Genomic DNA, 24,531 nt, shown 5'->3' on the forward strand with positions numbered 1-24,531 from the left:
CCACACCCGTCCGCGGCAGCCACGGCCGCCTCCCCGCAAACGACGACGAAGGCCCACTCCTCATCTGCTCCACCCCCCACCCCCTCGGCGACCGCATCGCGGCCACCGAGGTCAAGTCCCTCCTCCTCGAACTCGCCGGCCTCGGATGAGACAGCGGTGCGCCGGCTGTCGCCGAGCGCACCCTGGTCGAGCGAGGCGAGCGTGCCGACGGCAGCGGCGTGGAAGCGCCGGAAGGCGGGTCGGGGAAGGTGCGGTTCGATTTCCTGAGCGGGTCACGCATGGCCAGGGCCAGTGAGCCACGCCGGGCGCCTCACCCGGGAGGGTGACAGCCGTAAGGTTCCGGATCGCGATGTGCCCGGGAGCGCCTGTACGGCTCGGGATGAAGCGCCTCGGCGTGGTCTACCGATGTCGGGGGACTGCCATCGGTAAAGGCTCAGGCGGAACTGCCCGTGCCGATCACCATGATCTCCCGCGCTTATGCCTAACGTCAAGCAAAAGTTCGCCCTCCATCAACCTATAGGGGCTGAGGGCCTACCCGCCGGCTACCGAGCGGTCGATCGCGGCGGGACTGAGCACGTGCTCGATCACCATGAGGGACGCTCCGACCACGCCGGCGCGGTCTCCCATCTGGCGGACACGAATGTTCAGGTGTTGGGTGACCAGGGGGAGGGAGCGGCTGTAGATGACTTCCCGCACGCCTGCGAGGAGGTGCTCACCGGCATCGGAGAGCTCACCGCCTATGACGATCGCGCCGGGGTTGAAGAAGTTCACCAGAGATGCCAGTACGTCTCCGATGTCCCGGCCGGCCTGACGGATCATCTGCATCGCGGCGGCGTTTCCGGTCCGGACCAGTCCCAGCACGTCGCGGCTGTCGGCAACGTCCTCGCCGAGGTCCCGAAGCCGTTCGGCGATCGCCCATCCACTGGCGACGGCTTCCAGGCAGCCGACATTGCCGCATCGGCAGACCCGGTCCGGCGCAGTGGTGACCTGGATGTGGCCGATGTCCCCGGCCGCTCCCTGCGCGCCGCGGTGGAGGCGGTGCTCGGTGATGATGCCGCAGCCGATCTCGGTGCCGACTTTGACGAAGAGCAGGTGCTCGACCTGGGGACTGAGCGCGCCGTGCTCGCTGAGAGCCATCACGTTGACGGAGTTGTCGACCAGGACGGGCGCTCCCCATCTGTGCTGGAACCAGCCCGGCACGTCGAAGCCGTCCCAGCCGGACATGACCGGCGGATTGACCGGCCGGCCGGTCGTGTGCTCTACGGGGCCCGGGAGGCCGATGCCGACCCCGCACACGTCGGCGAGGCTGTGCCCGGTTTCTGCCAGCAGGTTCTCGAATTCCTGGACGAGCCACTTCAGGACGTACTCGGGTCCCTCGGTAATGGCCATGTCCTGGCTGCGCTCGGCCAGCACCTGCGTCGCCAGGTCGGTCACGGCGACCCGGGTCTGTGTGGTGCCGACGTCGGCGGAGAGCACGACCCTCGCGCCGGCGTTGAAGGCGAAGGAGACGGCGGGTCTGCCGCCCGAGGAGATCGCGTCGCCCTTCGGCACGATCCAACGGTGATCGAGGAGGGCGTCGACGCGCTGGGCCACCGTGGACCTGGAGAGACCGGTGAGTTGCACCAATTCGGCGCGGGTCTGCGCCTGGCCGTTACGCAGTAGCGCCAGAAGGGCGCCCGCGCCTACCGGTTCCATGGTCAACTCCGTGTCTCCTCGTGTCGCGATACCTCTCTCCAGGGATAAGCATACAGACCGAGGCACTTATGCTTAAGGCTTCGCGTAAACCCTCCTTGTGATCCAAATTGCGGCCAATATCAGACGGGATTCGGTGAAAGTCCGCGCTGTAGCCATCGCAACTCGGACCGGCTCGCACCATGCTCACCCGACCCGGAACCTCCCGTGAGACGGAGACCCACCACGCCGCGACAGCGCCCACGGGCTGCGTCGAGCGGAAGGGCGATGGGAGCGCTCCCTTGGGGCGGAAAGTTGGCGCCGTCAGGCCTCCTTGTGAGGAGCCGTACTGTCCCGGACCACGAGGGTGGTAGCCAGCTCGACCCGGCGGCTCTCCAGTTCCTCACCCTCGATCAGTCTGAGCAGGGTGCGCAGGGCGCTGCGGCCCATCTCCTTGAGCGGCTGGCGCACGGTCGTCAGAGCGGGATTGACCCAGCGGGCTTCGGGCAGGTCGTCGAAGCCGATCACGCTGACGTCGTCGGGCACGCGCAGACCGGCCTCGGCCAGCGCCTCGTACCCGCCGATGGCCAAGTGGTCGGAGCAGATGAAGAGGGCGGTCGGGGGCTTGGGCAGTGTGAGCAGAGCCCTGACCTGCTCGGCGCCGCTGGCCCGCTCGTAGGTGCCGTGCCGCAGCAGTTCCGGCGACACCTCGACGCCCGCGGCGGCCATCGCCGAGCGGTAGCCCGCAAGCCGGGCTCGGGCATAGAGGTGGTCGGGCGGACCCGTCACCAGTCCGATGCGGCGGTGACCCAGCTCCAGGAGGTGAGCGGTCCCCTCGTAGGCGCCGGCCCAGTTCGTCGTGCCCACGGACATCACATCGGGCGACGGGTCGCTGAGCGGGTCGATGACGACGCACGGTACCTGTGCCCGCCGCAACCTCGTCAGCTGGTCCTCCGTCGGTTCGATCAGGCCCAGAACCACCCCGGCACTGCCGCGTTCGAGGATGCGGTCCACCCAGTCCCGCCCTCGGTGCCTGCCGACGGGCGGGGAGGTGCGCGCCACCGAGATCACCACGTGGACGCCGGCCTCGTACGCCGCCGCCTCCATGCCGCTGGCGACGCTGGCGGGCCAGGAGCCGTCGAGCCCGCTCACCACCAGGTCGACGGTCCGGACGGTCGGCCCCTCGGCGGAGATGCCGCGACGGACGTACCGGTGCTCACGCAGGGCCGAGTCCACCTTGGCGCGCGTGTCCTGCGAGACGTCGGTCCGGTCGTTGAGGACCTTGGAGACGGTGGAGACCGACACTCCCGCCGTCTTGGCGATCTGGGCCAGAGTGGGGCGCGGCAGCCGGTTCGCGGCTCTCAGACCGCTGTCCGCCGACGTGATGTCATCCAGCACGGTTCAGTCCTTTCGGTGTGACGGCCAGAGCTTCGCCCACCGACGGCCAGGCACGCAGACGTGCCGCTTCCGGTCCGGTGGCGGTAGCGAGCGCCTCGGCCATTGCCTCGTCGAGGAGCGGCTCGATGTGCACGCGGCGGTCCGTTCGCGCGGAGGCCACGGCGGCCGTCACCATGGCGAGGCTGAGCACGTTGCGGTGCACTTCCCCGGTGGGCGTGACGCCGGTGCGCAGTGCGTGGACGAACTCGGCCAGCGCGCCCGCCACTCCTTCCGGAACGCCGTCGTCGCTCCCGGTCCCGCTCTGCGGCGGCAGTCGGCCCTCGGACTCGTGGAGCTCGGTCTCGGGCGGGCCCTCGCCGTCCCAGACGGCCGACCCCAGCTCGGCGCTGAGCCGCCAGGCCCCGTTCCAGGAGGTCTCCAAGCCACCGCTGCACCAACTGCCGTTGTACACGTACCTGATGCCGCCGGCCATCTCGAAGACGGCCGTGGCGGCGGCGTCGCCCGCGTACCAACTCCAAGAGGGGTTGTACTCCTCGCAGCGCACCGACACGGGATCGGCGTTCAGGAGCCAGCGGGCGGTGTCGAACGGGTGGATCGCCATGTCGAGCAGGAGCGGATGGGCCATGGTCTCGCGGAATCCGCCGAAATGCGGGGCCCGGAAGAAGTCGGTGGTGAGGATGCCCGGCCGGCCGAGCAGGTGCGCGCGGTCCCGGAGGGCGTCCAGGTGCCGGTTGTACCGCCGGGACTGGCTGACCATGAACAGTTCGCCCGCCGCCTCGGACGCGGCGGCCAGCCGCAGTGCCTCGGGCACCGTGGCGGCTACGGGTTTCTCGCCCAGGACGGGCAGTCCGAGGGCCAGTGCCGCCAGTGTCACGGGCAGGTGGGCCTCGGGGACGGTCACGTCCACGACGGCGTCGGGACGCGTGGCCGCCGCCAGCGAGGCCAGGTCGTGACCGGTGGGCGTTCCCGGCACGCCCAACCGGTGCACGAGGGCCTCGGCGTGGGCGGGGACGCGGTCGACGACGCCCGCGAGTTCCGTGTCCGGCGAGGCCAGGACGGCCCGGATCCAGACACGGGCCATGCGGCCGGCCCCCACGACCAGGACGCGCAAGGGACCGCGGTCGGACGGGATCGTTCTGAAGGTCTGGGATCTCACGCCTGGTCGCCGCCCCGTTCGAACCAGCCGGATTCGCTGTGGACCAGCCTGGGGACCGTCCGGTCGGCCTCGGGCGCCGTCCAGCGCACGGCGTTGGCGATGACGCGGCGGACGTGGGGATGGTGGTAGACGGGATAGTCCTGGTCCCCGGGACTGAAGTAGAAGATCTTTCCGTGGCCGCGCCGGAAGGCACAGCCGCTGCGGAACACCTCGCCGCCGCTGAAGGAACTGAGGAAGACCAGTTCGTCGGGGACGGGGATGTCGAAGTACTCCCCGTACATCTCCTGCTCGTCGATGACGAACGGGTGGGGTACGCCGGCCGCCACGGGATGGGTGGGTGCCACCGTCCAGACCACTTCGCGATCGCGTCCGCTGCGCCAGCGCAGCGTGCAGGTCGTGCCCATGAGCCGGGTGAAGACCTTCGACAAGTGCCCGGAGTGCAGCACGACCAGGCCCATTCCGGCCAGCACCCGGCGGTGCACCCGCTTGACCACCTCGTCCGACACCTCGCGGTGTGCCAGGTTCCCCCACCAGGTCAGCACGTCCGTCGCGGCCAGCACGTCCTCGGTCAGCCCGTGCTCCGGTTCGTCCAGCGTCGCGGTCCGCACCTCGGCCGTCCCGCCCAGATGCTCGGCGACGGCCCCCGCCACCGCCCCGTGTATGCCCTCGGGGTAGCGCGCCGCGACCTCGGGGTTCTGCTGCTCGTGCCGTCCCTCGTTCCAGACGGTGACCCGCAAGGGTCTCGGTGTGGCTGTTGACATGGCTTCTCTTCCACGGTGCGATGCGGGCGACGAGCGACGGCAGATCCCGCCGGGGGAGGGATGCCGTCGTCGGCTGGGTGCGCTGGACGAGTACCGGCACTCGAAATGCAAAAGTTTCGAAACAACCGATACTGAAGCTAGGAAATCATAGTGGACGACATCAGGGCGCCCCTGGAAGCGGCGTGGACGACCCGCCCGGCGTCCGCCGGGACGGACCTCGGGCGCACGGTCCCCGGCGTTGCGGCCTCCGTCACGACTTCCGCCGCTTCGTCCGCCGTTTCAGCGTGCGTCACCGACTGGCCCACAGCAGCCCGCGCTCGGTGAGCGCGCGCACCTGCGGGGTGTCGAAGTCGTCGGGCGCGTGGCCGAAGACGGAGGCGAAAACCCGGCCGCGCCCCCACGTCCGCGTCCATACCGCCGGTACGGACGCGACGCCCGGCCGGTTCTCGTCGCCGTCGAAGGTGACGGTCGCCAGGACGTCGATCAGGGGATCGCTGAGCGGCCAGTACCGTTCGGAGCGGACCTCGAAGTCGGACAACCCGCTGATCACAGGGTGGTCGCTGTGCTCCGCGGCCAGCCGCACCCGGCGACGGCCGGACTCCGACGGGTCGAGCTGGAACCTCCCTCCGACGAGCAACTGGTAGTCGAAGTCCTCCCGGAATGCGTCCACCAGCCCAGCGCCCCAGCCCGCGAGTCCCATGCCGCTCCTGACGGCGGCCCGAAGTCCGGCGCTCTCCTTGGGCGTGATCTCGCCCCCGGGCCAGCACTGGACCACCAGATCCGTCTCGGCCAGAAACTTCTCGTCCTCGTAGACCTCCAGGCAGTCCTCGATGACCACGTCGAACCCGTGCCGGTCGAGGAAGGGCAGGAAGAGGTCAGTGGTCTGGACGGGGCTGTAGCCCTCCAGACCGCCGCGCACGATCAACGCCCGTCGTCTGGCATAGCTCATGGTGCTCCATCGGTCCTCTCGACAGGGCCGGGAAAGGCGGACTGCACGTCGCTCCGAAATTTTGCGCGAAAACAAGTAACGCTGGATGGACTGGACTGTAGGAACCGGCCCGGTCGCCGTCAAGAGATGGCGCAACGCCCATCTGACGGCCCGTGTTCCGGCCGTCCGCGCGGTCGGCGTACGGGAACGTGCCCACCTGCACTCGCAGATCGGGACGGTGGAAGGCGCGGGGCCGCACGGCCGTCCGCGGCCGACGGACGGCCACGCGCAGTGTCGATCGACCGGCTGTGCCGCGCCGCGGATCTGCCGACGGGGAGCTGCGCCTCTCTTTCGCGGCACGACGCGGGCCGCCCCCATCGTAGGCGGCGACCAGGCCGGCCCGAGGCTGAGCGCTGTGCGGTGCCGGTCCGACCCTTCCCATCAGTACGAAAAAAGTTTCGAAACGTTGCTCTTGCGCTTCCTGCCCTTGTCCAGGAACCGTATAGACATCTCCGACGCGAGATGCAGCCGACGGGAACGGCAGCCGATGTCTCGCGAGTTCTGCAGCCGTTCTGTCTCTGCAGCACCTAGGATTCCGTGCCTTCGTGAGGGGCTTCCCGTGTACGAGCGAACACATACTCTGCTGGACCTCCGCGAAGAGGCCCCCCGCAAGCAGGCGACCCCCCGTGAGGTACGGGAGTCGTCCTTCCGGCTGCCCGCGGAGGCTGCCAGCGTCCCGTTGGCTCGCCGTTTCACCACGACGGTTCTGACGCTGTGGAAGGTCGGCGGCGAGCTGCTGGAGGATGCCGAGCTGGTGGTGAGTGAACTCGCCGGCAATGCGGCCACCCACGGCCGGTGCGACCTGACCGTGCGCCTGCGCCTGGACGCGAATGGGCTCCTGCACATCACGGTCATCGATCGTGGCGACGAACCCGAGAGCGCTGCCTCCCCACTGGCCGATGACGAGCACGGCAGAGGCATGCACATCATTCAGGCGCTGGCGGCGCGTATGTATGTGACTCGGCAGAGCCGTAGCAGGCACACGTTGGTCGTCCTTACCCCGGGTGATGGTGGCGCGGACAAGACCGCGCATGCGTGAGGGCTCGGGTTGGAGTCCACGACGCCACCCCGAGCCCGGGCCACCGCGTCCCTGGCCAAAGCCCGTACCCCAGCCCCGACGTGCTGCCCGACGCGGGCGCTGGCCCGCGCCCGCGTCGCAGCAGCGAGACCTGACGCACGTGCGCGCCGAGCGCGACGACCTGCGTACCCGGCTGCAGCTCATGGCGCGGATCGTCCAGGTCCTGGAGATCGAGAACCACCGGCTCAAGGAGGAGGCCCGCAGCCGGCTGGAGGCCCAGCTGGCCAGCCACAGGGCCGTCGCCGACTTCGGCCGGCGCCGACGCTGAAACGGATTCACTGGGACGCCCGGCGCGCGGCGCGTGCGCACGGTCCACACCGGCGGCGCTCTCGGAGAACCCGGTGGTGGTCAGTCGACACCCTGCTCCGCTGGCGAGGCGGTGTTCTGGGTGGAGGCCCAGGAGGCGAGCAGCCGCAGGCCCTCCTCGGAGGCCGAACCGGGCTCGGCAGTGTAGATGGTGAGGGTGAGCCCAGGTGCAGCGGCCATCTCCAGGCCCTCGTAGGCGAGGGTCAGGTCGCCGACGGTGTGGTGGTGGAAGCGCTTGGTGCCGGTGCCGTGGTGGCGGACGTTGTGGGCGCCCCAGCGGGTGCGGAAGTCGTCGCTGCGGGTGGACAGCTCGCCGACGAGGTCGTGCAGGTCCTTGTCATGGGGGTTGCGGCCGGCTTCGGTCCGCAGAATGGCCACCGCGACGTCGGCGGCCTGTTCCCAGTCGGGGTAGAAGCGCCGGGAGGCGGGATCGAGGAACTGGAAACGGGCCAGGTTCGCGTGGTTGCCGGCCGCCGCGTAGACGTCGTCGTAGAAGGCGCGGGCAAGCTCGTTGGCGGCCAGGAGGTCCATGCGGCCGTTGCGGACGAAAGCGGGGCCACCGGTGACGGCGTTCAGGACCCATTGCAGGCTGCGGTGCGCTTTCCATTGCGCGGTGCGGCGTCTCGGGCGGGTGAGGGCATCGGAGCCGTCGGCGGTGTGGGCGAGGTTGAGCAGGTGGGCGCGTTCGGCGTCGTCGAGCTGGAGCGCGCGGGCGAGGGCTTCGAGGACGGCCGGGGAGACGCCGGCGAGGTTGCCGCGCTCCAGTTTCGCGTAGTACTCCACGCTCACGTCGGCCAAGGCGGCGACCTCGCTGCGGCGCAGGCCAGGCACCCGGCGCCGGCTCCCGGAGGGCAGACCGGCCTGCTCGGGAGTGATCCTGGCCCGCCGCGAGGTCAGGAACTCGCGGACCTCTGCTTGGTTGTCCACGCCTTCGACGGTACGTCCCGCCCGCGTCCATAGGGATGTACTGGCGGTACACCCCTTGATGGTGTCTCGCTGACCGCGCGAAGAGCGGGTTACCTGGATGACGTGGTGCTTTTCGCCCGGTCATGACGACGGGACGGTGTACCCGGCCCTGCACTCGGAGACGACTTCGGCCTCCGGGAGCGCACGCCTCGGCACGCGAAGGAAGATCATTTATGCGCGGCGCAGTCATCCACGCCCCCCGCGACGTCCGCTTCGAGTCCCTCGAGGACCCGAAGCTGCTTCACCCCACTGACGCGATCATCCGCACGGCCGTCACCTGCGTGTGCGGCTCCGACCTGTGGCCCTACCGCGGCGCCGAGCCGATCGGCGACCCGCACCCGATGGGCCACGAGTACGTCGGCTTCGTCGAGGAGGTCGGCTCCGAGGTCACCGCGGTGAAGCCGGGCCAGTTCGTCGTCGGCTCCTTCGCCACCTCCGACAACACCTGCCCGAACTGTCGGAACGGCTTCCAGTCCCACTGCCTGCACCGCGAGTTCATGTCCACCTGCCAGGCCGACTACGTCCGCATCCCCAACGCCCAGGGCACCCTCGTCGCCACCGACGAGATCCCCGGCGAGGAGCTGTGGCCCGGCCTGCTGGCCGTCTCCGACGTCATGGGCACCGGCTGGTGGGCCGCCGACGCCGCCGAGGTGAAGCCGGGCTCGACCGCCGTGGTCGTCGGTGACGGCGCGGTCGGCCTGTGCGGGGTGATCGCGGCGAGGGAGATGGGCGCGGAGCGGATCATCGCCATGTCCCGGCACGAGTCCCGGCAGCAGCTCGCCCGCGCGTTCGGCGCCACCGACATCGTCACGGAGCGCGGCGACGAGGGCGTGCAGAGGATCAAGGAGCTGACCGGCGGGATCGGCGCGGACTCCGTTCTGGAGTGCGTCGGCACCGGCGAGGCCATGAGCCAGGCCCTGCACTCCGCCCGGCCCGGCGGCCACGTCGGCTTCGTCGGTGTCCCCCACGAGGTCGCGATCGACGGGCAGGAGCTGTTCTTCTCCCACGTCGGCGTGCGCGGCGGCCCCGCCCCCGTGCGCCGTTACCTGCCCGACCTGATCGACCGCGTCCTCACCCATCGGATCGACCCGGGCAAGGTTTTCGACCTCAGCCTTCCCCTGGACCAGGTCGCCGAGGGCTACAAGGCCATGGACGAGCGCCGCGCCATCAAAGCCCTCCTCAAGCCCTGATCCCGTCGCTTGGGAACAAGGAGCACCCGTGCAGATCACCCGCAGCTCGCTCGACACCGTCAAGGGCCCGGCCGACTGGTTCACCGGCGACGTGTACATCGACCCGGTCGCCGCCGCCCCCGCCCCTTCCCGGGTCACCGCCTCTCTGGTGCACTTCACGCCCGGCGCCCGCACCCACTGGCACCGCCACCCGCTGGGCCAGACCGTCTTCGTCATCGAAGGGGTCGGCCTGTGCCAGCGCCGCGGCGGCTCGGTAGAAGTCATCCGGCCTGGTGACCGCGTCTTGTTCGAGGCCGACGAGGAGCACTGGCACGGCGCCGCCCCGAACCGGCTGATGGTCCACCTGGCCATCAACGAGGGCGACGACGACCACGCCGTCGTGCACTGGCTGAACCCGGTCACCGACGACGAGTACACCGCCGCCCCGGCCACCGACTGACACTGCGGTCCGCCCGGCCCTGCGTCCGCACCGCCTCACCTGAAAGGCTCACCGTGACCACGTTCGCTCTCGTCGGCGCCGGCCCCGGACTGGGGCTGGCCGCCGCCCGCCGGTTCGGCGCCGCCGGCCACCACGTCGCCCTCCTGTCCCGCAACGCCGCTCACCTCGAGGCCCTCACGGGCGAACTCGACGGCGAGGGCATCCGGGCGCGCGGCTTCACCGCCGACGTCCTTGACCCCGCCTCCCTGACCGCAGCCCTGGACACGGCGGCCAAGGAGCTGGGGCCGATCGAAATCCTCCAGTTCAGCCCGGTGCCCCGCGGCGACTTCATGAAGCCGGTCCTGGAGACGACCGCCGACGACCTGGAGGACCCGCTGGCCTTCTCCGTCAAGGGGCCGGTGACCTGTGTGCACGCCGTCCTTCCGGGGATGCGGGAACTGGGCCGGGGCACGCTGCTGTTCGTCAACGGCGGCAGTGCCATACGCCCGAATCCCAAGGTGGCCGGCACCTCGGTCGCGTTCGCCGCCGAAAGCGCATACGCGGCCATGCTCCACGATGCTCTCGCACCCGAGAACATCCACGCCGCCCAGCTCGTCGTCCCCGGCGCGATCCGCCAGGACGCCGAGCACTCCAGCCCCGACGCGCTCGCCGAACGCCTGTACGCCATCCACGCCGAGCGTGGCGCCTTCCGGCACTACGCCGAGCCCATGCCCACATGATCATCCCCGGGACGCCGCTCATGAATCGCGCAGCCCGTCGTGGCCTGGGCCGTGCCGCTTCGGCGGCCGCCCTGCTGCTGGCCGTGAGTGCCTGCTCCAGCGGAACACAGGAGACCACCCCGGCCGCCACCCCCTCCGCCTCCACGGGGCAGCGGGAGTCGGCGGCCCCCACCTCGCCGTCCGCATCCGGGAGGAGTACGTCCATGAACATCCATGTCACCCTCGACGGCCGCCCCGTCGACGCCGTCCTGAACGACAGCCCTGCCGCCCGCGACTTCGCCGCGCTGCTGCCGCTCACCCTGGACCTGAAGGATTTCCACGGCACCGAGCGGATCGCCGACCTGCCGCGCAAGCTCGACACCGCCGGCGCCCCCGAACCGGTCGCGGCCACCGTAGGCGACATCGCCTACTACGCGCCCTGGGGCAACCTGGCCCTCTTCTACCAGGACGGGCCCGCTCCCTCCCCGGATTTGCTCGTCCTCGGCCACCTCGACGTCAGCGCCGGTCAGCTCGGTCGGGCAGCCGGCATCACCATCGAAGCCGCCTCCTGACCCGCCTGCTCGCCGGCGCCGGCGCACCGGTGCCTCCGCGGCACTGACCTGCCTGTGGGCCCTACGCCTGCGGCTCGCCTCCCGAAGGGAGCACACACATGAGCGTCTCCTACGACTTCCAGGACAAGACCGCCTTCGTCACCGGCGCCGCCGGCGGCATCGGCCGGGCCACTGCCCTCGCCTTCGCCTGCGCGGGCGCGCGGGTCGCCCTCGCCGACCTGTCCGACGACGGCCTGCGCGAAACCGCCCGCCTCATTGACGCCAACGGCGGCGAAGCCCTCACCCTCACCTGCGACGTCACCAGCGAGGACGACGTCCAAGCCGCAGTCGACCGGACCGTCGAGCGCTTCGGGAGCCTGGACGCGGCCTTCAACAACGCCGGCGTCGAGCAGCCCGTCCGGTCGGCCGCCGACACCGCCAAGAAGGACTGGGACCGCATTCTCGGCGTCAGCCTCACCGGAGCGTTCCTGTGTACCAGGGCGCAGGTCCGGCAGATGCTGCGGCAGGACGGCGGAGGGGCGATCGTCAACGTCTCCTCCGGAGCCGGTGTCAAGGGATTCAAGGGGCAGGCCGCCTACGCCGCCGCCAAGCACGGGATCATCGGTTTCACCCGATCCGCCGCCCTCGACCACGCCGCACAGGGCATCCGTATCAATGCCGTCTGCCCCGGGATCATCGACACCGAGATGATCCACCGCTTCGGCGACACCCGCCCCGGGGGCCGCGCAGGACTCATCGCCGACGAGCCCGTCGGTCGCCTCGGCCGGCCCGAGGAGATCGCCTCCGCCGTGCTCTGGCTGTGTTCCGCCGACGCCGCCTTCACCACCGGCACCGCCCTCGTCGTCGACGGAGGTCAGACCACCTGAACCTTCCGGCATCCCCGCCCCCAGGACCACCCCGTCGAAATGCGTGCGAGGAACCGTCTCCATGAACCCCACCTATGACTTCACCGGACAGGTCGCCTTCGTCACCGGCGCCTCCTCCGGCATGGGCCTGGCCACCGCCCGCGCCTTCGCCGAAGCCGGCGCCGCCGTCGGCCTCGCCGACATCGACGAGACAGCCGTCAGCGCCGCCGTGAAGGAACTCACCAACGCCGGCCACCGGGCCCTCGCCCTGGTCTGCGACGTCAGCGGCGAGGACCAGGTCGCCGCAGCCGTCGACCACACGGTGGAGACCTTCGGACGCCTCGACATGGCCTACAACAACGCCGGAATCATGGTCCCGCCCACCGACGCCGCCGACGAGAGCGCCGAACAGTTCGACCGCGTCCAGCACATCAACCTGCGCGGCATCTGGGCGAGCATGAAGCACGAACTGCGCCACATGCGCGACCAGGGCAGCGGCGCCATCGTCAACTGCTCCTCCCTCGGCGGCCTCGTCGGCAACCCCGGCCGCGCCGCCTACCACGCCGCCAAGCACGGCGTGATCGGCCTCACCAAGAGCGCCGCCCTCGAATACGGACCCCGCGGCGTCCGCATCAACGCCGTCTGCCCCGGCACCATCGCCACCCCCATGGTCGACGCCATGATCGAAGGCGGTGAACTCGACCCCGCCCAGGCCGAAATCGGCCAGGCCATCGACCGTCTCGGCACCGCCGACGAAATCGCCCAGGCCGTCCTGTGGCTCTCCAGCCCCGGCGCCAGCTACGTCACCGGCGTCGCCCTGCCCGTCGACGGCGGCTACACCGCCCAGTAACCCCCTGCACTGCCGTCAAGCCGTCAGGTCCTCCTCGTCCGATTCCGGCGTGTCCGGGTCATGCAGCACCCAACTCGCCACGCCTGACGCAGAAAGCGGTCTGTGCACATCGCGCCTCGGTCGCGCCCCCGCGGGCCGTCGCGCACTTCCTCCACCGACTGAAGAAGAGGTTCACTCCATGGAACGTCGCAAAGCGCTCGGACTGATCGCCGCCACCGGTGCCGCCGCCTTCACGGCCGCGCCCTCCTTCGGTGCAGAGACCGGCCGCGCCGCGGGCGCCGCAGGACGGAGCGGGACCGCAGCCGAGGGCGGCTACACCTTCGCTCTGGACCCGAACGTCAAGCGGACGTCGGTGCGGTTCAAGAACCGATACGGCATCGAGGTCGCCGCAGACCTTCACGTGCCGAAAAAGGGCAGGGGCAAGTTGCCCGCCCTGGTCGTCAGCGGCCCGTTCGGCGCGGTCAAGGAACAGTCCTCGGGGCTCTACGCCAACGAGTTCGCCCGCCGCGGTTACGTCACCCTCGCCTTCGACCCTTCCTTCACCGGGGAGAGCGGCGGCATGGTGCGTGACGTGGCCTCGCCCGACATCTACACCGAGGACTACAGCGCCGCCGTCGACTTCCTCGGCCTGCAAAAGATCGTCGACCGCGAGCGGATCGGCGCTCAGGCCATCTGCGGCCTGAGCGGCATGGCGCTCACCGCAGCGGCGGCAGACAGCCGCATCAAGGCCGTCGCCACCGCCTCGATGTACGACATGTCGCGGAGCATATCCCGCGGTCACGAGGACTACTACACGCGTGAGCAGCGCCAGGCGGTCGTGGACCACGTCAGCCGGCAGCGCTGGATCGACGCCGAGAACGGTACCTATGCGCGGCTCTCCCACGAGGTCCCCTTCGACGAGAACGGTAACGTCGCCCCCTCCAACCGCGTGTTGCCCGAGACCCTCCCGGCCGACGCCGACCCGGTCACGAAGATCTTCTTCGACTACTACCGCACCGAGCGCGGCTACCACCCGCGCTCGATCAACTCCACCACCGCGTGGACCGGAACCACGCCGATGTCGTTCTTCGCCTTCCCGCTGATGACGAACATCGACATGCTGGCCCCCCGCAAGGCGTTGCTGGTGGCCGGCGCCGATGCGCACTCCCGCTACTACTCCGAGGACGTCCAGGCAAAGGCCCCCGGCACCGTCGACCTCGTGATCGTCCCGGGTGCGGACCACGTCGACCTGTACGACCGCACGGATCTCATCCCCTTCGACCGGCTCGACGAGTTCTTCACCAAGAACCTCGCCTGACCGTCATGCCCCCTACAGGCCCGTGCCGTCACTGGCCTGTAGGGGGCCCTCACGTCGGCAGTCGCCTGGACGGCAGCACGGGGCGGGCCACCCCTATGAGGGCGTGGCCCTGCTGGGAACGCCATGCCAGGTTCATCCCTGATGACAGCTCTTCGCCTGACCATGTGGCTTGACCACGACGAGTGAAATGCTGGTCGCCGACCGTTGCTCGCATCTTTCTCAGGCTTTGCCGTGCATGGCTGCTGCGTGCATGACCCGCTGCGTAGCGTTCGGGTCGTTGATCGCCACGGGGGCGGCCCACCGAGATGGGCGGCTCCATGAAGAACCCGCGCGTTGCGCGTACCGCGCTGACTCTGGCCTGCATGACCCCGGCGACCCTGGTTGCGGCCGGTCCGGCAGCCGCTGAGGACCCGGGCCCGAGGCCGGCGACATACCCGTCGTCGAGACGGTCGCCCCGCCGCAGCCGGAGGATACCGACCTCGTCGAGACCGCGCCCGCCGCAGAGGCGACCGCATCGACCGGTGCCGTCGCCTCGTGTGCTTACGGCCAGAAGGGCTGCCCCGGCCTCTGGCCGGGCAGCCCTTCAAGATCTTCATCAGTCTTCTAGGCGGGGTCTGTGCGGAAACCGTCGGGGGAGAGGGGGGCGATGGTCACCGAGTCGATATCCGGTGCCCAGGCGCCCGGCTCCTCGCTGCCCAGCGTGAGGGAGCCGTCAGCAGTGCTCAGATCGATGTGGACCGAGCGCTCCCAGAAGCTGTCCCAGTGGTGGTTGTTGCGGACGTTGGTGTCGACGCGGCCCTTGCCGCCGGTCTCGGCGATCTGCAGCCTGCGGTCGACGACCTGTGGGTTGTAGGCGTGGCCGCCGCTCAGTTCGGCGTTGGAGTACCGCACAACGACAACGTGGACACCCGGACGGTCGATCCCTGCCTGGCGCGGTAGCTCCAGGGCGTTGCGGGAGTCTTCGGTGTCGTTGCCGAGCCAGCGGACGTAGGCGTTGCCGGAGGCGTTGGTGCCGGAGGCGTCGGGCAGCGTGGCGATCCCCGCCATGCCGTGCAGGGTGGCGTCCTCGGCCTGGACGGTCACGGCCGAGGTATCGGCCTGTGCGTTCCGTGTGGTTGCGACCGCGTAGACGTTGATCCCCTGGGCGGAAGTGATTCCCAGTTCGTTGATGCCCTCGGCGAGGAACACCGGGGCGGTGGAACGCCAGGTGCCGGCCCCGTCGGCCTGGAAGGTGCCGGCTTTGGCTCCGTTGACGGTGAGTGTCGCCGAGGCGGCCGCGGTGGTCGCGTAGTCGATGGCGATGTTGTGGTATCCCGACTTCCAGGCCGTCAGGTACAGGTCGGCCCGCTGTCCCCGGCCTGCGATGCGTGCGGAACCCGCCGTACTCGCATCACCGTAGGCGAGGCGGGCACCGCCCTTGAGACGCATGGTGCTGGCGGGATGAACGGTCGGTTCACCGCCGGTGACGTCGGTGAGGGTGTACTTGTCCAAGCTGATGTCACTGTTGGGCAGCACGTTCGTGCCGTCCCTGCTGGTGCGCAGGGACAGGGTGTGCTCTCCGGCGGGCAACTCGACGTCGACCTCGGTGCTGCCCCGGTAGATCCGTTCGGCCCGGCCGCTGCCCAGGTCGGCGGAGTACTGCACCGTCCTGCTGAACTCACCGTCCACCAACAAGGCATGGCGGCCGGGCGCGGGCGCTGAGCCGATGACCTGGAGGCGATAGGTGCCCGCGCGGGGCAGGGTGACGGTGAAGTCGGAGCGGGATCCGGCCTGGTTGAAGCGGAACACGTCGGCGTCACCTGATGCCTGGAAGGCATGGCCGGTGGCATCGCGCCTCTGCGCACCGGTGAGCTGGGTGTCCTCTGCCTCCGTGGACCAGCTCCAGGGCTGGGCAGCCAGTGTCTGTTCGACGTCGCGTGCCTGGCTCGGGGTGATCAGGACCTGGTAGGCGGAGTCCTCGTCGCGGGTCGGGAAAGTGAGGTCGGGCAGTGTTCCGTCCTGGCCGATCGGCAGACCGTCATGGGCGGCTACGAGGCGCGGGGAGCCCTGTATTCCCTCCGCGCCGGAAAGGGAGATCTCTCTGACCTCGACGTCGGCCGAGTCCCCGAACAGCGACGGGTCGAGGCCACTGGCATGGAGAGTCACGTTGGCGTTCGTGCCGCCGTACAGGACGCTGGCCTTCCTGTTCTTTCCGTCCACTGCGCCGATGCCGCGCAGCGAGTTCCAGACGTCGGCCCGGGGAGGGGTCACCTGAACGGTTTCGGAGCCGGCGAGGTCGCCGTACCACTTGAACAGCCACCAGCCGCCGTTGGCTCCATTGGCCCTGGCCATGTTGTCCGACAAATTGCCGGCGTAGTTCCAGTAGGCGGCCTGGGCGTCGACCTTCGCTTCTTCGAAGGCGTCGAACCAGCGGATCATTCGCCCCGGGGTGCTCATGTCTTCCAGTACGCCCCACTCACTGATCGTGACGGGCAGTTCGGAGTCCGGACCGAGGACGTCGTCCTCCAGAGCCCGGAACTCGCGGTAGTGCTGGCGGAAGGCGTCCGGGCTGGTGAAGAGTTCGTGCCAGACGTAGACGTCGGGCACTACGTCGTGGTCCGCGGTGTACTGGAGGAAGCTTCGCTCACGCTGATCGCTGCCACCGCCCTGCCAGGTCGCGTGACCGGGACCGCCGATGCGTGGAGTGACGGCTCCGTCGAACACGTTGTCGTAGATGCTGTGGATGAGGCGGTGGACCTCACTCCAGTCGGCCAGGAACTGGTTCCGCATGGTGTCCCAGTCCCCGTACCAGATCCAGTCCGGTTCGTTGAAGGGAATGAAGAGGTACTGTTCCGGGTGGTCCGAGTTGGTGGCGATGTCCGTGACGACGTACCGCACGACCTCGAGGTAGTCCCAGGTTCCGTTCCCGCCGTCGGTCCAGGAGCCGTCCGACTGGTCGTAGGTGCGTGTGTCCTGGGGGCGCACGTTGCCGTGGTAGGCCCAGTCGGGATACAGGTCCTGGACATAGACCGCGAGTTCGCGGCCGTGCTTCGCGAAGAAGCCGCCCTCGATGTTGCGGACGTCTCCGCTGGGATGCTGGAGCCCGCCCTGCGGCTTCTGCGAGGAGTTGGTGATGTGAGCGCCGTTGATGATCGGTTGAGTCGGGGAGCCGTCATCGCCGAAGCCGTAGAGCGTGCCGCTGGCACCCCCACGGAAGGAGCCGGTCCTCTCGGCGAAGTCGACGGTCAGCACCTCGGCCTCGGCCGCGGCGGCCCCAGGCGACGTCAGTAATCCGGTTGCGATGGCCATGGCGGCGGCCACGGTCAGGCGGGCGAAGACTTGTCTCATGCGTCAGCTCCTGAAGGTGAGCGTGGTCCGCCCCGTCTCGTGAGCGGCACGGCCCGTAGACGGCTGGACTCACATCTGCGCGTCGTCGCCCGAACAGGCGATCGAGTCGGCTCGTAGGTGTACGGGGCGGCAATCTTTCGGGGACCTGCTTCGCGGAACCGCTGCCGTGGTGGGCAGGCGTTGTTGCCGAGAGCTCCGCCGAGACCGTCCGCACCTGGAGGTGCGTGACACAGGGGCGAGCCCCGGGATGCGGCGCACTCCTGGTGCCGGTCCGTGGCGCTGGCGAGGGACGGCTTGTCGGGCCGTCGGCTATTTGACGGCTCCACTGGTGATTCCGGACACGATCTTTCGCTGCGCCACCAGGAAGATGGCGACCATGGGCAGGCTCATCACCACGATGTACGCGAAGACGAGATGCCAGTTGTTGAGGTAGAGCTGTGCGCTGGCGACCTTGTAGAGGTTGAGTGGGAGGGTCGCCCCGTCTCCGCCGCCGAGAACGAAGAAGGCGTAGAAGACATCGCTCCAGGCGTAGAGCATCACCATGATTGTCGCGGTGGCGATGACGGGCCGGAGCAACGGCATGATGATGCGGATGAAGATCCGCAGGGGCCCGGCGCCGTCCATGCGTGCGGCCTCCTCGAGTTCCACCGGGATGGCCTTGATGAAGCCGGTCATGAAGAAGATCGACGTCGAGAGGTACATCCCGGTGTACACGGCGATCATGCCGGGGCGGGAGCCGGCGAGCCCCAGCTGCCGCAGTTCCATCACGATGGTGATCACGGCGGGCGGCAGCAGCAGCCCGCTGATGCACAGCGCGTACGCGGCGGAGACGAGCTTCGACTTGCGGCGGGCGAACACCCAGGCCGCGGCGGCTCCCAGGATCAGCACGAGGGCGACCGAAGGCACGACCACCAGCAGGGAGTTGGTGAAGCCGCGGAGCATTTCGCCTTGGCTGAGGGCGTCTTCATAATTGCTGCCGGGCTGCCACTGCCGCGGCAAGTCCAGGTTGGGTTTGATCGCCTCGGACTGCGGCTTGGTGGAGGTGAGGGCGACCAGCCAGACGGGTACGCCGACGGAGAGCCCGGCGAGCAGGAGGACGATGGCCGGGCGGCCGTAGCGCCAGGCGGGATGCACGGCCGGAATCGCCTTCGCGGAGATGCTCACAGCACTTGCTCCCTTCGGCGCAGGCCGACGACCAGAGGAATGGCCATGGCGACGACGACCAGGAAGAGGACCAGGCTCATGGCGGAGGCCTGCGCGTACAGGCCTTGGCCGAAGACGCGGAACATGTAGATGTTGAAGACTTCGGTGGAGGCGGCGGGGCCGCCGCCGGTGGTGGCCTGGACGATGTCGAAGGTGTTCATCGAGCCGATCAGCGCCGTGGTGACGTTGAAGGTGAGCGCGGGCGCCAGCATCGGCCAGCGCACCGACCAGAAGGTCCGCCACGGTCCGGCGCCGTCCATCCGGGCCGCCTCGAGCATGTCGCCCGGGATGCCCTTGAGGCCGGCGAGGTAGACGAGCATGGACAGGCCCATCCACTTCCAGCCGTGGATGACGGTGACCACGACCAGCGTCCAGGTCGTCGATCCGAGCCAGGGAATGTCCGTGCCGAGCAGGCCGTTGACGGCGCCGTCCTGGTCCAGCAGGGCTTGGAAGACGTAGCCGGTGGCCAGTGCCGAGATGAGGACGGGCAGGAAGAAGACGGCGCGGAAGAAGCGGTTGAACCGGGAGTCCGCCTCCAGCAGCAGGGCCAGCAGCAGTCCGAACCCGTTCTGGAAGAACGCTGCCAGCAGGGCGTACAGCATGGTGGTGCGGATAGCGCGCAGCAGCGATCCGTCGTCCGCAATGGCCCTGAAGTTGTCCAGCCCGGTGAAGGCGATGTCGGCGTGGTACGAGGACCAGTCGGTGAAGGGGTAATAGAAGTTGAGCAGGTTCGGCGCCAGGAAGAAGGCGGCGAAGACGGCGATCGCGGGGAGCGCGAACCACCAGGGGTGGTGGACGGCTGCGCGCGGCAGTCGTCCCGCCCTTTGCCTCCGGCCCTCGCCGGTCGCCGCTTCGTGTGTGCGTGTTCGTAAGGCCGTGTGCGCCATCGCAAGTCCTTGCCCGTCGGGTCGGTGAGGCTAGAAACCGGGCGCGCCCTGGGCCTTGGCCACCTGCGCGAACTGGTCCTGGATCGCCTGTGCGACCTGCTGCGGGTCCTTCTTGCCGTAGATCATGTCGGCGAGGTACAGGTGTGTGTCGGGAGCGACGATCGCCTTTGCCTGGAAGACGCCGACGGCCGAGGGCAGCGCCTTGAGCTGCGCCTGTGAACTCTGCGGAAGACCGTCCGGGTGGAGCACGAACGGCTGGACGGACGGGATCCTCATTGTCCTGACGTACTCGGGGTAGTTGGGTCCGAGCCAGAAGGCGAGGAACTGGCGGGCGGCGTTGTGCCGCTTCTCGTCGCCGGTCCTGAAGGCGACGACGCCGTTGGTCTGGTCGGGTGAGTACATGCCGGTCGCGGAGGAGTTGGAGATCGGGAACCAGCCGATCTTCTCGTCGATCTCGGCGGTGGAGTACTTGGCCTGCAACTGGCTCTGGAAGGAGGTGACGTTCAGGACCATGGCGGACTCGCCCTTCCAGAGGGAGTCGGCCTGGCCCGTGAAGGTGCCGGTCCTGTAGTTTTTCTGGGCGAGCCCCGCGTCGAGCACTTTCTCCTTGTACTTCTTGATCGCGCCGACGACGACCGGGTCGGTCCACTTCTCCTTGTTCCGGTTGAGGCCGGCCCACCACTGCTCGTCGAGGTCTGTGAGCTGGACCTGCATCTGCCACTGCATGGGCCATTTGTCGCCGCCTGCCTCGTAGAAGGCGGCGGCGGCGGTCTTGTCGACGATGGTGCGGCCGAGCTTGAGCAGCTCGTCGTACGAGGTGGGGAAGTCCTGTTCGGTAAGTCCAGCCTGCTCGAAGACGTCCTTGTTGTAGTAGACACCGAGCATCGCGGGGCTGGTGACGATCGCCGCGTAACGCTTGCCGTCGATGACGCCCAGCGTCCTCTCGGTGTCTCCGAGCTTCGAGGCCCACTCCTCGTTGTCGAGGGTGAGCAGGTTCTGTTGCGGCTGGATGAAGGGCAGCGTCGAGATCGACGGCTGCCAGAACATCAGGTCGGGCCTCTCGCCGGAGGCGAGCTTGGTCGGCACGTTCTGTTCGTACAGGTCCGGTATCGCCTGGGTCTCGACCTCGGCTCCCGTAGCCTTCTCGAAGGCTTCTACGACCTGCTTGGGCGCGTTGAGCGTGTTCTGCGCGGTCCACATCGTCAGCTTCACGCCGTCCAGCCGGGCGGTCGGATCGACCTTGACCTGCTCGTCGCCGGATGAACCGGCGTCGCCGGCGGTGGGGTCGCTGCATGCGGTGGCGGACAGGGCCGCGGCACACAGTAACGCCAGCGCGGTGAGGGTTCTTCTCTTCATGACGTGCCTTTCACAAGAACGGCCTCAAGGAGAGGCGAGGCAGAATCAGGGCAGGGAGCGTGCGCTGGAGGCTTGCAGGACGGGGGCGGGGGACGGGCGGCGGGTCACTCGTGCGTGGGCACTGGTCCCGTGCTCTCCCGAATGACCAGGTGCGGCGCGCAGACGAGGTGAGGGCTCACCGGCGCGGACTGCTCCAGAGCGCCGTGCAACAGGCCGAACGCGGACCGCCCCAGGCCGGTGAAGTCCAGGCGTACGGTCGTCAGGGAGGGGACGAGGTAGGCGGAGTGCGGGGCGTCGTCGAAACCGGCCACGCTCACATCGCCGGGGACGGCCCGGCCCGCCTCGTGCAGGGCGCGGATCACCCCGAGCGCAAGATCGTCGTTGCCGCACAGGATCGCGGTGACGCCGGGGTCCTTCGCGAGTTTCAGGCCCGCCGCATGGCCGCCGTCGGGCCCCCACCTGCCCTGCACAGGGCGGGGCTGAGGTGCGCCGGCTTCCTTGAGCGCCTGTCGCCAGCCCTTGGTCCGAGCACTGGTCCGCCGCGTGCTGGAAGGGATGGCGACGTAGTGCACGGTCTCATGGCCCAGGGAGAGCAGGTGACAGGTTGCCTGGAAGGCGGCGGCGCGGTCGTCGGTCCACACCCAGGGGCGGTCGGCCCCGGGCGGGGTCGCCGGGGTCTCCACGACACCGACGAGGGGCAGCTCTGGGGGCACCGCGTCCAGGGCGCGCACGCCGGCGGGATCGTATGCGATCACGATCAGGCCGCCGCCGGTGTCCGTGGCCCGCTGAACCTGCAGCGCGATTTCGTCGTCGGTGGACTCCAGCACGCTGATACCCACCGCGTAGGAGGCGGCGCGGGCCGCCTCCTCGACGCCCTGGAGGATCGAGGCGTAGCCGTAGTGCGTGGTGTTCGCGGTGAGCACGGTCACGGTCCGGCTGCGTCCGCTGGCCAGGGCGAATGCGGTCGAACTGCGTCGGAAGCCCAGCTCGTCGACGACCGCGAGCACGCGCTCCCGGGTGGCCGGCTTGACGCTGGGATGCTCGTTGATCACCCGGGAGACCGTCTGATAGGAGACCCCGGCTGCGGTGGCGACGTCCCGGATACTTACGGAGCGCCTTGTGTGACCGGTCACATTCATGTCAGAATTGTGACCGGTCACATTTTTCTCGTCAAGAGCCCGTAACGATGGATTCACGCAACAACAGGCCGCCGGTCGCGCGGCTCGGAAGGGAACCGACCTTGACCGTCATGTCCGATGCGGCGGGCGCGTCCCCCGGCAACACCCTCCAGAAAATCATGTGGGGTCACCGCGCGCTGGAGGCGGAGCTGCTCATCGGCGCCGACTCGGTCCCGCGGCTTACCCGACTGGACCGCCCCGGCGACCCGGCGCCCGCACCCGACGCGGACGCGCCACTGCCTCTGGTGGAATTGACCGCCTTCGGTCACGGCAGCGGCTGGTCCGGCCCGCGCTTCACCGGCACCGCCTTCGGCGCGCGGCTCCGCTACCGAGGTCACAGCATCCTGGAACGCGACGGCTGGACCCGACTCACCGTCGAACTTGACGAAGCGCAAAGCGGCCTGGCCGTCATCGTCGAACTGTCGTCGCCCATCGGCCTGCCGGTGCTGCGTTCAAGCGTCCGACTGCGCAACGAAGGCCACCACAGAATGGTCGTCCAGTCCGTCAGCAGCCTGCTGCTCGGCACCCTGCCCTCTCCGGACCGCCTCGACGTCCACCGCGCACGCAACGACTGGCTGGCGGAGTGCCGCTGGTACGCCGAGCCATTGCGCGACACCGTCGTCGACATCAGCGTCGACGCCCACCAGCACGACAGCCGGGCCGCCCTTTCGCTCACCGGACGGGGCAGCTGGCCCACCAGCGGACACCTCCCGATGGGCGCCGCCACCACGCGCGGCGAAGGCCACGCCTGGATCTGGCAGATCGAGTCCCCGGCCGGCTGGCGGTGGGACCTGGGCGAGAACCGCCACGGCACACACCTGGCGCTGAACGGACCCACGGACGCGGAGCACCAGTGGCGGGCCGGACTGGAGCCGGGTGCCGAGTTCACCACCGTGCCCGGCGTGCTCGCCCTTGGTTCCGGACTGGATGACGCCTTCGGAGCGCTGACCTCCTACCGCCGCGCCGTACGCCGCCCGCACCCCGACCACACAGGGCTGCCCGTCGTCTACAACGACTACATGAACACGCTGATGGGTGACCCGACCACCGAGAAACTACTGCCGCTCATCGACGCCGCGGCCGAGGCCGGCGCGGAGTACTTCTGCATCGACTCCGGCTGGTACGACGACGACACCGTGGGCTGGTGGGACAGCGTGGGGGAGTGGCTGCCCTCCCGGCGGCGTTTCCCCGACGGCGGCATCCGCGCCGTCCTGGACCGGATCCGGGAACGCGGCATGGTGCCCGGACTGTGGCTGGAACCCGAAGTGGTGGGCGTGCGCAGCCCCGTCGCGTCCCAGCTCCCACCGGAGGCGTTCTTCCAGCGCGACGGCGTGCGCCTGAGCGAACAGGGCCGCCACCAACTGGACCTGCGACACCCTGCCGCCCGCGCACACCTCGACAGGACGGTGGACCGGATCGTCGCCAGCTGGGGCGTGGGATACCTCAAACTCGACTACAACATCGTCATCGACCCCGGCACCTGCGGGCCGAGTGATACCGCCCCCGGGGCGGGGCTGTTGGGGCACGCCCGGGCTTACCTAGACTGGCTCTCTGGCGTACTGGACCGGTATCCGCACCTCGTCGTCGAGAACTGCGCCTCCGGCGGCATGCGCATGGACGGTGCCACCCTGGCCGTGACCCAGCTCCAGTCCACCAGCGACCAGCAGGACCCGATGCGCTATCCGGCCATCGCCGCCTCCGCGCCGACCGCCGTCCCCCCTGAGCAGGGCGCGGTCTGGGCCTACCCGCAGCCCGGCTACGACGACACCCTCAACGCCTTCACCCTGGGCGGCGCCCTGCTCGGACGCATCCACCTGTCGGGCCACCTGGACCGGATGTCACCGCACCAGCTGGCGCTCGTCCGGGATGCCGTGGCCGTGTACAAGACCATCCGCATGGACCTCGTCGGCGCCGTGCCCTTCTGGCCCTTGGGCCTGCCGGGATGGACCGACGAATGGCTGGCCATGGGCCTGCACGCACCCGACAGTCCTATGGCCTACCTCTCGGTCTGGCGTCGCGGCGGGAAGGCCGACCTGCGCCTGTCGATCCGGCGCCTCGCAGGATCGGAAGTCACCGCGGAGATCCTGCATCCCCTCCGGACCGGCGGCTCTGCGGCGTGGGACGGGGACGGGCTGAAGGTGTCGCTGCCGGACGTGCCCGGCGTGCTGCTGATCCGTCTCACCGCAGTCCGAGCCGTCTGACTCACAACGGTTGTGCTCGTGCCGGCTCCACGCCCACCAGGCCCTCTCCGTGTTGGTCCCCATGCGCGCCTTGCGCTCCGCGGCCGGGAACAGATAACGGCGCGGTGTGCGATAGGGGCTGCTGCGTGCCCGGTCAGCTGTGTACGTGGCTATCGAGGGCCATT

Annotated in this window: 21 protein-coding genes and 1 pseudogene; 11 read left to right on the top strand and 11 right to left on the bottom strand. The window is 69.3% G+C overall.

The features are described 5' to 3' along the window. A pseudogene (locus ABZY13_RS27000) lies at positions 1 to 149 on the top strand (alkaline phosphatase family protein); the annotation flags it as partial. A 382-nt stretch (positions 150 to 531) separates the two neighbouring features. Here the strand turns inward: ABZY13_RS27000 and ABZY13_RS27005 are convergent. The 5 genes from ABZY13_RS27005 to ABZY13_RS27025 all read right to left on the bottom strand — a co-directional run bounded on the left by ABZY13_RS27005 (position 532) and on the right by ABZY13_RS27025 (position 5,935). After that, positions 532 to 1,695 (bottom strand): ROK family transcriptional regulator, encoded by a 1,164-nt coding sequence (locus tag ABZY13_RS27005; protein WP_356635166.1) that lies wholly within the window; start codon positions 1,693 to 1,695, stop codon positions 532 to 534. Positions 1,696 to 1,995: 300 nt separating this feature from the next. Beyond that, on the bottom strand, positions 1,996 to 3,018 hold the full coding sequence (locus ABZY13_RS27010; protein WP_356635259.1) for a LacI family DNA-binding transcriptional regulator: 1,023 nt from the start codon (positions 3,016 to 3,018) through the stop codon (positions 1,996 to 1,998). A gap of 40 nt (positions 3,019 to 3,058) precedes the next feature. Then, a complete protein-coding gene (locus ABZY13_RS27015) occupies positions 3,059 to 4,225 on the bottom strand; it encodes a Gfo/Idh/MocA family oxidoreductase (RefSeq protein WP_356635168.1) in 1,167 nt (388 codons plus the stop codon). After that, the gene (locus tag ABZY13_RS27020; RefSeq protein WP_356635170.1) at positions 4,222 to 4,986 is read right to left on the bottom strand and encodes a ThuA domain-containing protein; all 765 of its coding nucleotides are present in this window, start codon (positions 4,984 to 4,986) and stop codon (positions 4,222 to 4,224) included. The genes ABZY13_RS27015 and ABZY13_RS27020 overlap by 4 nt, the downstream gene beginning before the upstream one ends. A gap of 289 nt (positions 4,987 to 5,275) precedes the next feature. Beyond that, on the bottom strand, positions 5,276 to 5,935 hold the full coding sequence (locus ABZY13_RS27025; protein WP_356635172.1) for a ThuA domain-containing protein: 660 nt from the start codon (positions 5,933 to 5,935) through the stop codon (positions 5,276 to 5,278). A gap of 598 nt (positions 5,936 to 6,533) precedes the next feature. Between ABZY13_RS27025 and ABZY13_RS27030 the strand changes: the two genes are divergently transcribed. Both ABZY13_RS27030 and ABZY13_RS27035 read left to right on the top strand, forming a co-directional pair. After that, positions 6,534 to 7,013 carry an ATP-binding protein gene (locus ABZY13_RS27030; protein WP_356635174.1) on the top strand — a complete coding sequence of 160 codons (480 nt, stop codon included), beginning with the start codon at positions 6,534 to 6,536 and terminating at the stop codon, positions 7,011 to 7,013. A 139-nt stretch (positions 7,014 to 7,152) separates the two neighbouring features. Next, the gene (locus tag ABZY13_RS27035; RefSeq protein ID WP_356635176.1) at positions 7,153 to 7,320 is read left to right on the top strand and encodes a hypothetical protein; all 168 of its coding nucleotides are present in this window, start codon (positions 7,153 to 7,155) and stop codon (positions 7,318 to 7,320) included. An 80-nt stretch (positions 7,321 to 7,400) separates the two neighbouring features. On the opposite strand, the gene ABZY13_RS27040 is transcribed toward ABZY13_RS27035, so the two are convergent. After that, entirely contained in the window at positions 7,401 to 8,285 is an 885-nt protein-coding gene (locus ABZY13_RS27040) for a helix-turn-helix transcriptional regulator (RefSeq protein WP_356635178.1), read from the bottom strand. A 212-nt stretch (positions 8,286 to 8,497) separates the two neighbouring features. Between ABZY13_RS27040 and ABZY13_RS27045 the strand changes: the two genes are divergently transcribed. The 7 genes from ABZY13_RS27045 (at position 8,498) to ABZY13_RS27075 (ending at position 14,215) form a co-directional block, all read left to right on the top strand. Then, positions 8,498 to 9,514, top strand: a complete 1,017-nt coding sequence (locus tag ABZY13_RS27045) for a zinc-dependent alcohol dehydrogenase family protein (RefSeq protein ID WP_356635180.1) — start codon at positions 8,498 to 8,500, stop codon at positions 9,512 to 9,514. Positions 9,515 to 9,542: 28 nt separating this feature from the next. Continuing rightward, the gene (locus ABZY13_RS27050; protein ID WP_356635182.1) at positions 9,543 to 9,953 is read left to right on the top strand and encodes a cupin domain-containing protein; all 411 of its coding nucleotides are present in this window, start codon (positions 9,543 to 9,545) and stop codon (positions 9,951 to 9,953) included. Between the two features lie 53 nt (positions 9,954 to 10,006). Then, the gene (locus ABZY13_RS27055; protein ID WP_356635184.1) at positions 10,007 to 10,672 is read left to right on the top strand and encodes an SDR family NAD(P)-dependent oxidoreductase; all 666 of its coding nucleotides are present in this window, start codon (positions 10,007 to 10,009) and stop codon (positions 10,670 to 10,672) included. A gap of 203 nt (positions 10,673 to 10,875) precedes the next feature. After that, on the top strand, positions 10,876 to 11,223 hold the full coding sequence (locus tag ABZY13_RS27060) for a cyclophilin-like fold protein (protein ID WP_356635186.1): 348 nt from the start codon (positions 10,876 to 10,878) through the stop codon (positions 11,221 to 11,223). A gap of 98 nt (positions 11,224 to 11,321) precedes the next feature. Continuing rightward, positions 11,322 to 12,089, top strand: a complete 768-nt coding sequence (locus ABZY13_RS27065; protein ID WP_356635188.1) for a glucose 1-dehydrogenase — start codon at positions 11,322 to 11,324, stop codon at positions 12,087 to 12,089. Between the two features lie 61 nt (positions 12,090 to 12,150). Then, on the top strand, positions 12,151 to 12,918 hold the full coding sequence (locus tag ABZY13_RS27070) for a glucose 1-dehydrogenase (protein ID WP_356635190.1): 768 nt from the start codon (positions 12,151 to 12,153) through the stop codon (positions 12,916 to 12,918). Positions 12,919 to 13,096: 178 nt separating this feature from the next. Further along, on the top strand, positions 13,097 to 14,215 hold the full coding sequence (locus ABZY13_RS27075) for an alpha/beta hydrolase (protein WP_356635192.1): 1,119 nt from the start codon (positions 13,097 to 13,099) through the stop codon (positions 14,213 to 14,215). Between the two features lie 603 nt (positions 14,216 to 14,818). On the opposite strand, the gene ABZY13_RS27080 is transcribed toward ABZY13_RS27075, so the two are convergent. The 5 genes from ABZY13_RS27080 to ABZY13_RS27100 form a co-directional block, all read right to left on the bottom strand. Beyond that, positions 14,819 to 17,542: a hypothetical protein gene (locus ABZY13_RS27080; protein ID WP_356635194.1), complete on the bottom strand. Its 2,724-nt coding sequence runs from the start codon at positions 17,540 to 17,542 to the stop codon at positions 14,819 to 14,821. A 309-nt stretch (positions 17,543 to 17,851) separates the two neighbouring features. Further along, on the bottom strand, positions 17,852 to 18,676 hold the full coding sequence (locus ABZY13_RS27085; protein ID WP_356635261.1) for a carbohydrate ABC transporter permease: 825 nt from the start codon (positions 18,674 to 18,676) through the stop codon (positions 17,852 to 17,854). A 26-nt stretch (positions 18,677 to 18,702) separates the two neighbouring features. Then, positions 18,703 to 19,632 (bottom strand): sugar ABC transporter permease, encoded by a 930-nt coding sequence (locus tag ABZY13_RS27090; protein WP_356635196.1) that lies wholly within the window; start codon positions 19,630 to 19,632, stop codon positions 18,703 to 18,705. 30 nt (positions 19,633 to 19,662) lie between these two features. Then, positions 19,663 to 20,988, bottom strand: coding sequence for an ABC transporter substrate-binding protein (locus ABZY13_RS27095; RefSeq protein WP_356635198.1), 1,326 nt, complete (start codon positions 20,986 to 20,988; stop codon positions 19,663 to 19,665). Between the two features lie 104 nt (positions 20,989 to 21,092). Further along, complete coding sequence (locus ABZY13_RS27100; RefSeq protein ID WP_356635200.1) at positions 21,093 to 22,127, bottom strand: LacI family DNA-binding transcriptional regulator; 1,035 nt, start codon at positions 22,125 to 22,127, stop codon at positions 21,093 to 21,095. 110 nt (positions 22,128 to 22,237) lie between these two features. Here ABZY13_RS27100 and ABZY13_RS27105 point away from each other — a divergent pair, with 110 nt between their 5' ends. Then, positions 22,238 to 24,367 carry a glycoside hydrolase family 36 protein gene (locus ABZY13_RS27105; RefSeq protein ID WP_356635202.1) on the top strand — a complete coding sequence of 710 codons (2,130 nt, stop codon included), beginning with the start codon at positions 22,238 to 22,240 and terminating at the stop codon, positions 24,365 to 24,367. Positions 24,368 to 24,531: the final 164 nt, after the last annotated feature.

It is taken from the genome of Streptomyces sp. NPDC006610, assembly GCF_040611575.1.
Lineage (GTDB): Bacteria > Actinomycetota > Actinomycetes > Streptomycetales > Streptomycetaceae > Streptomyces.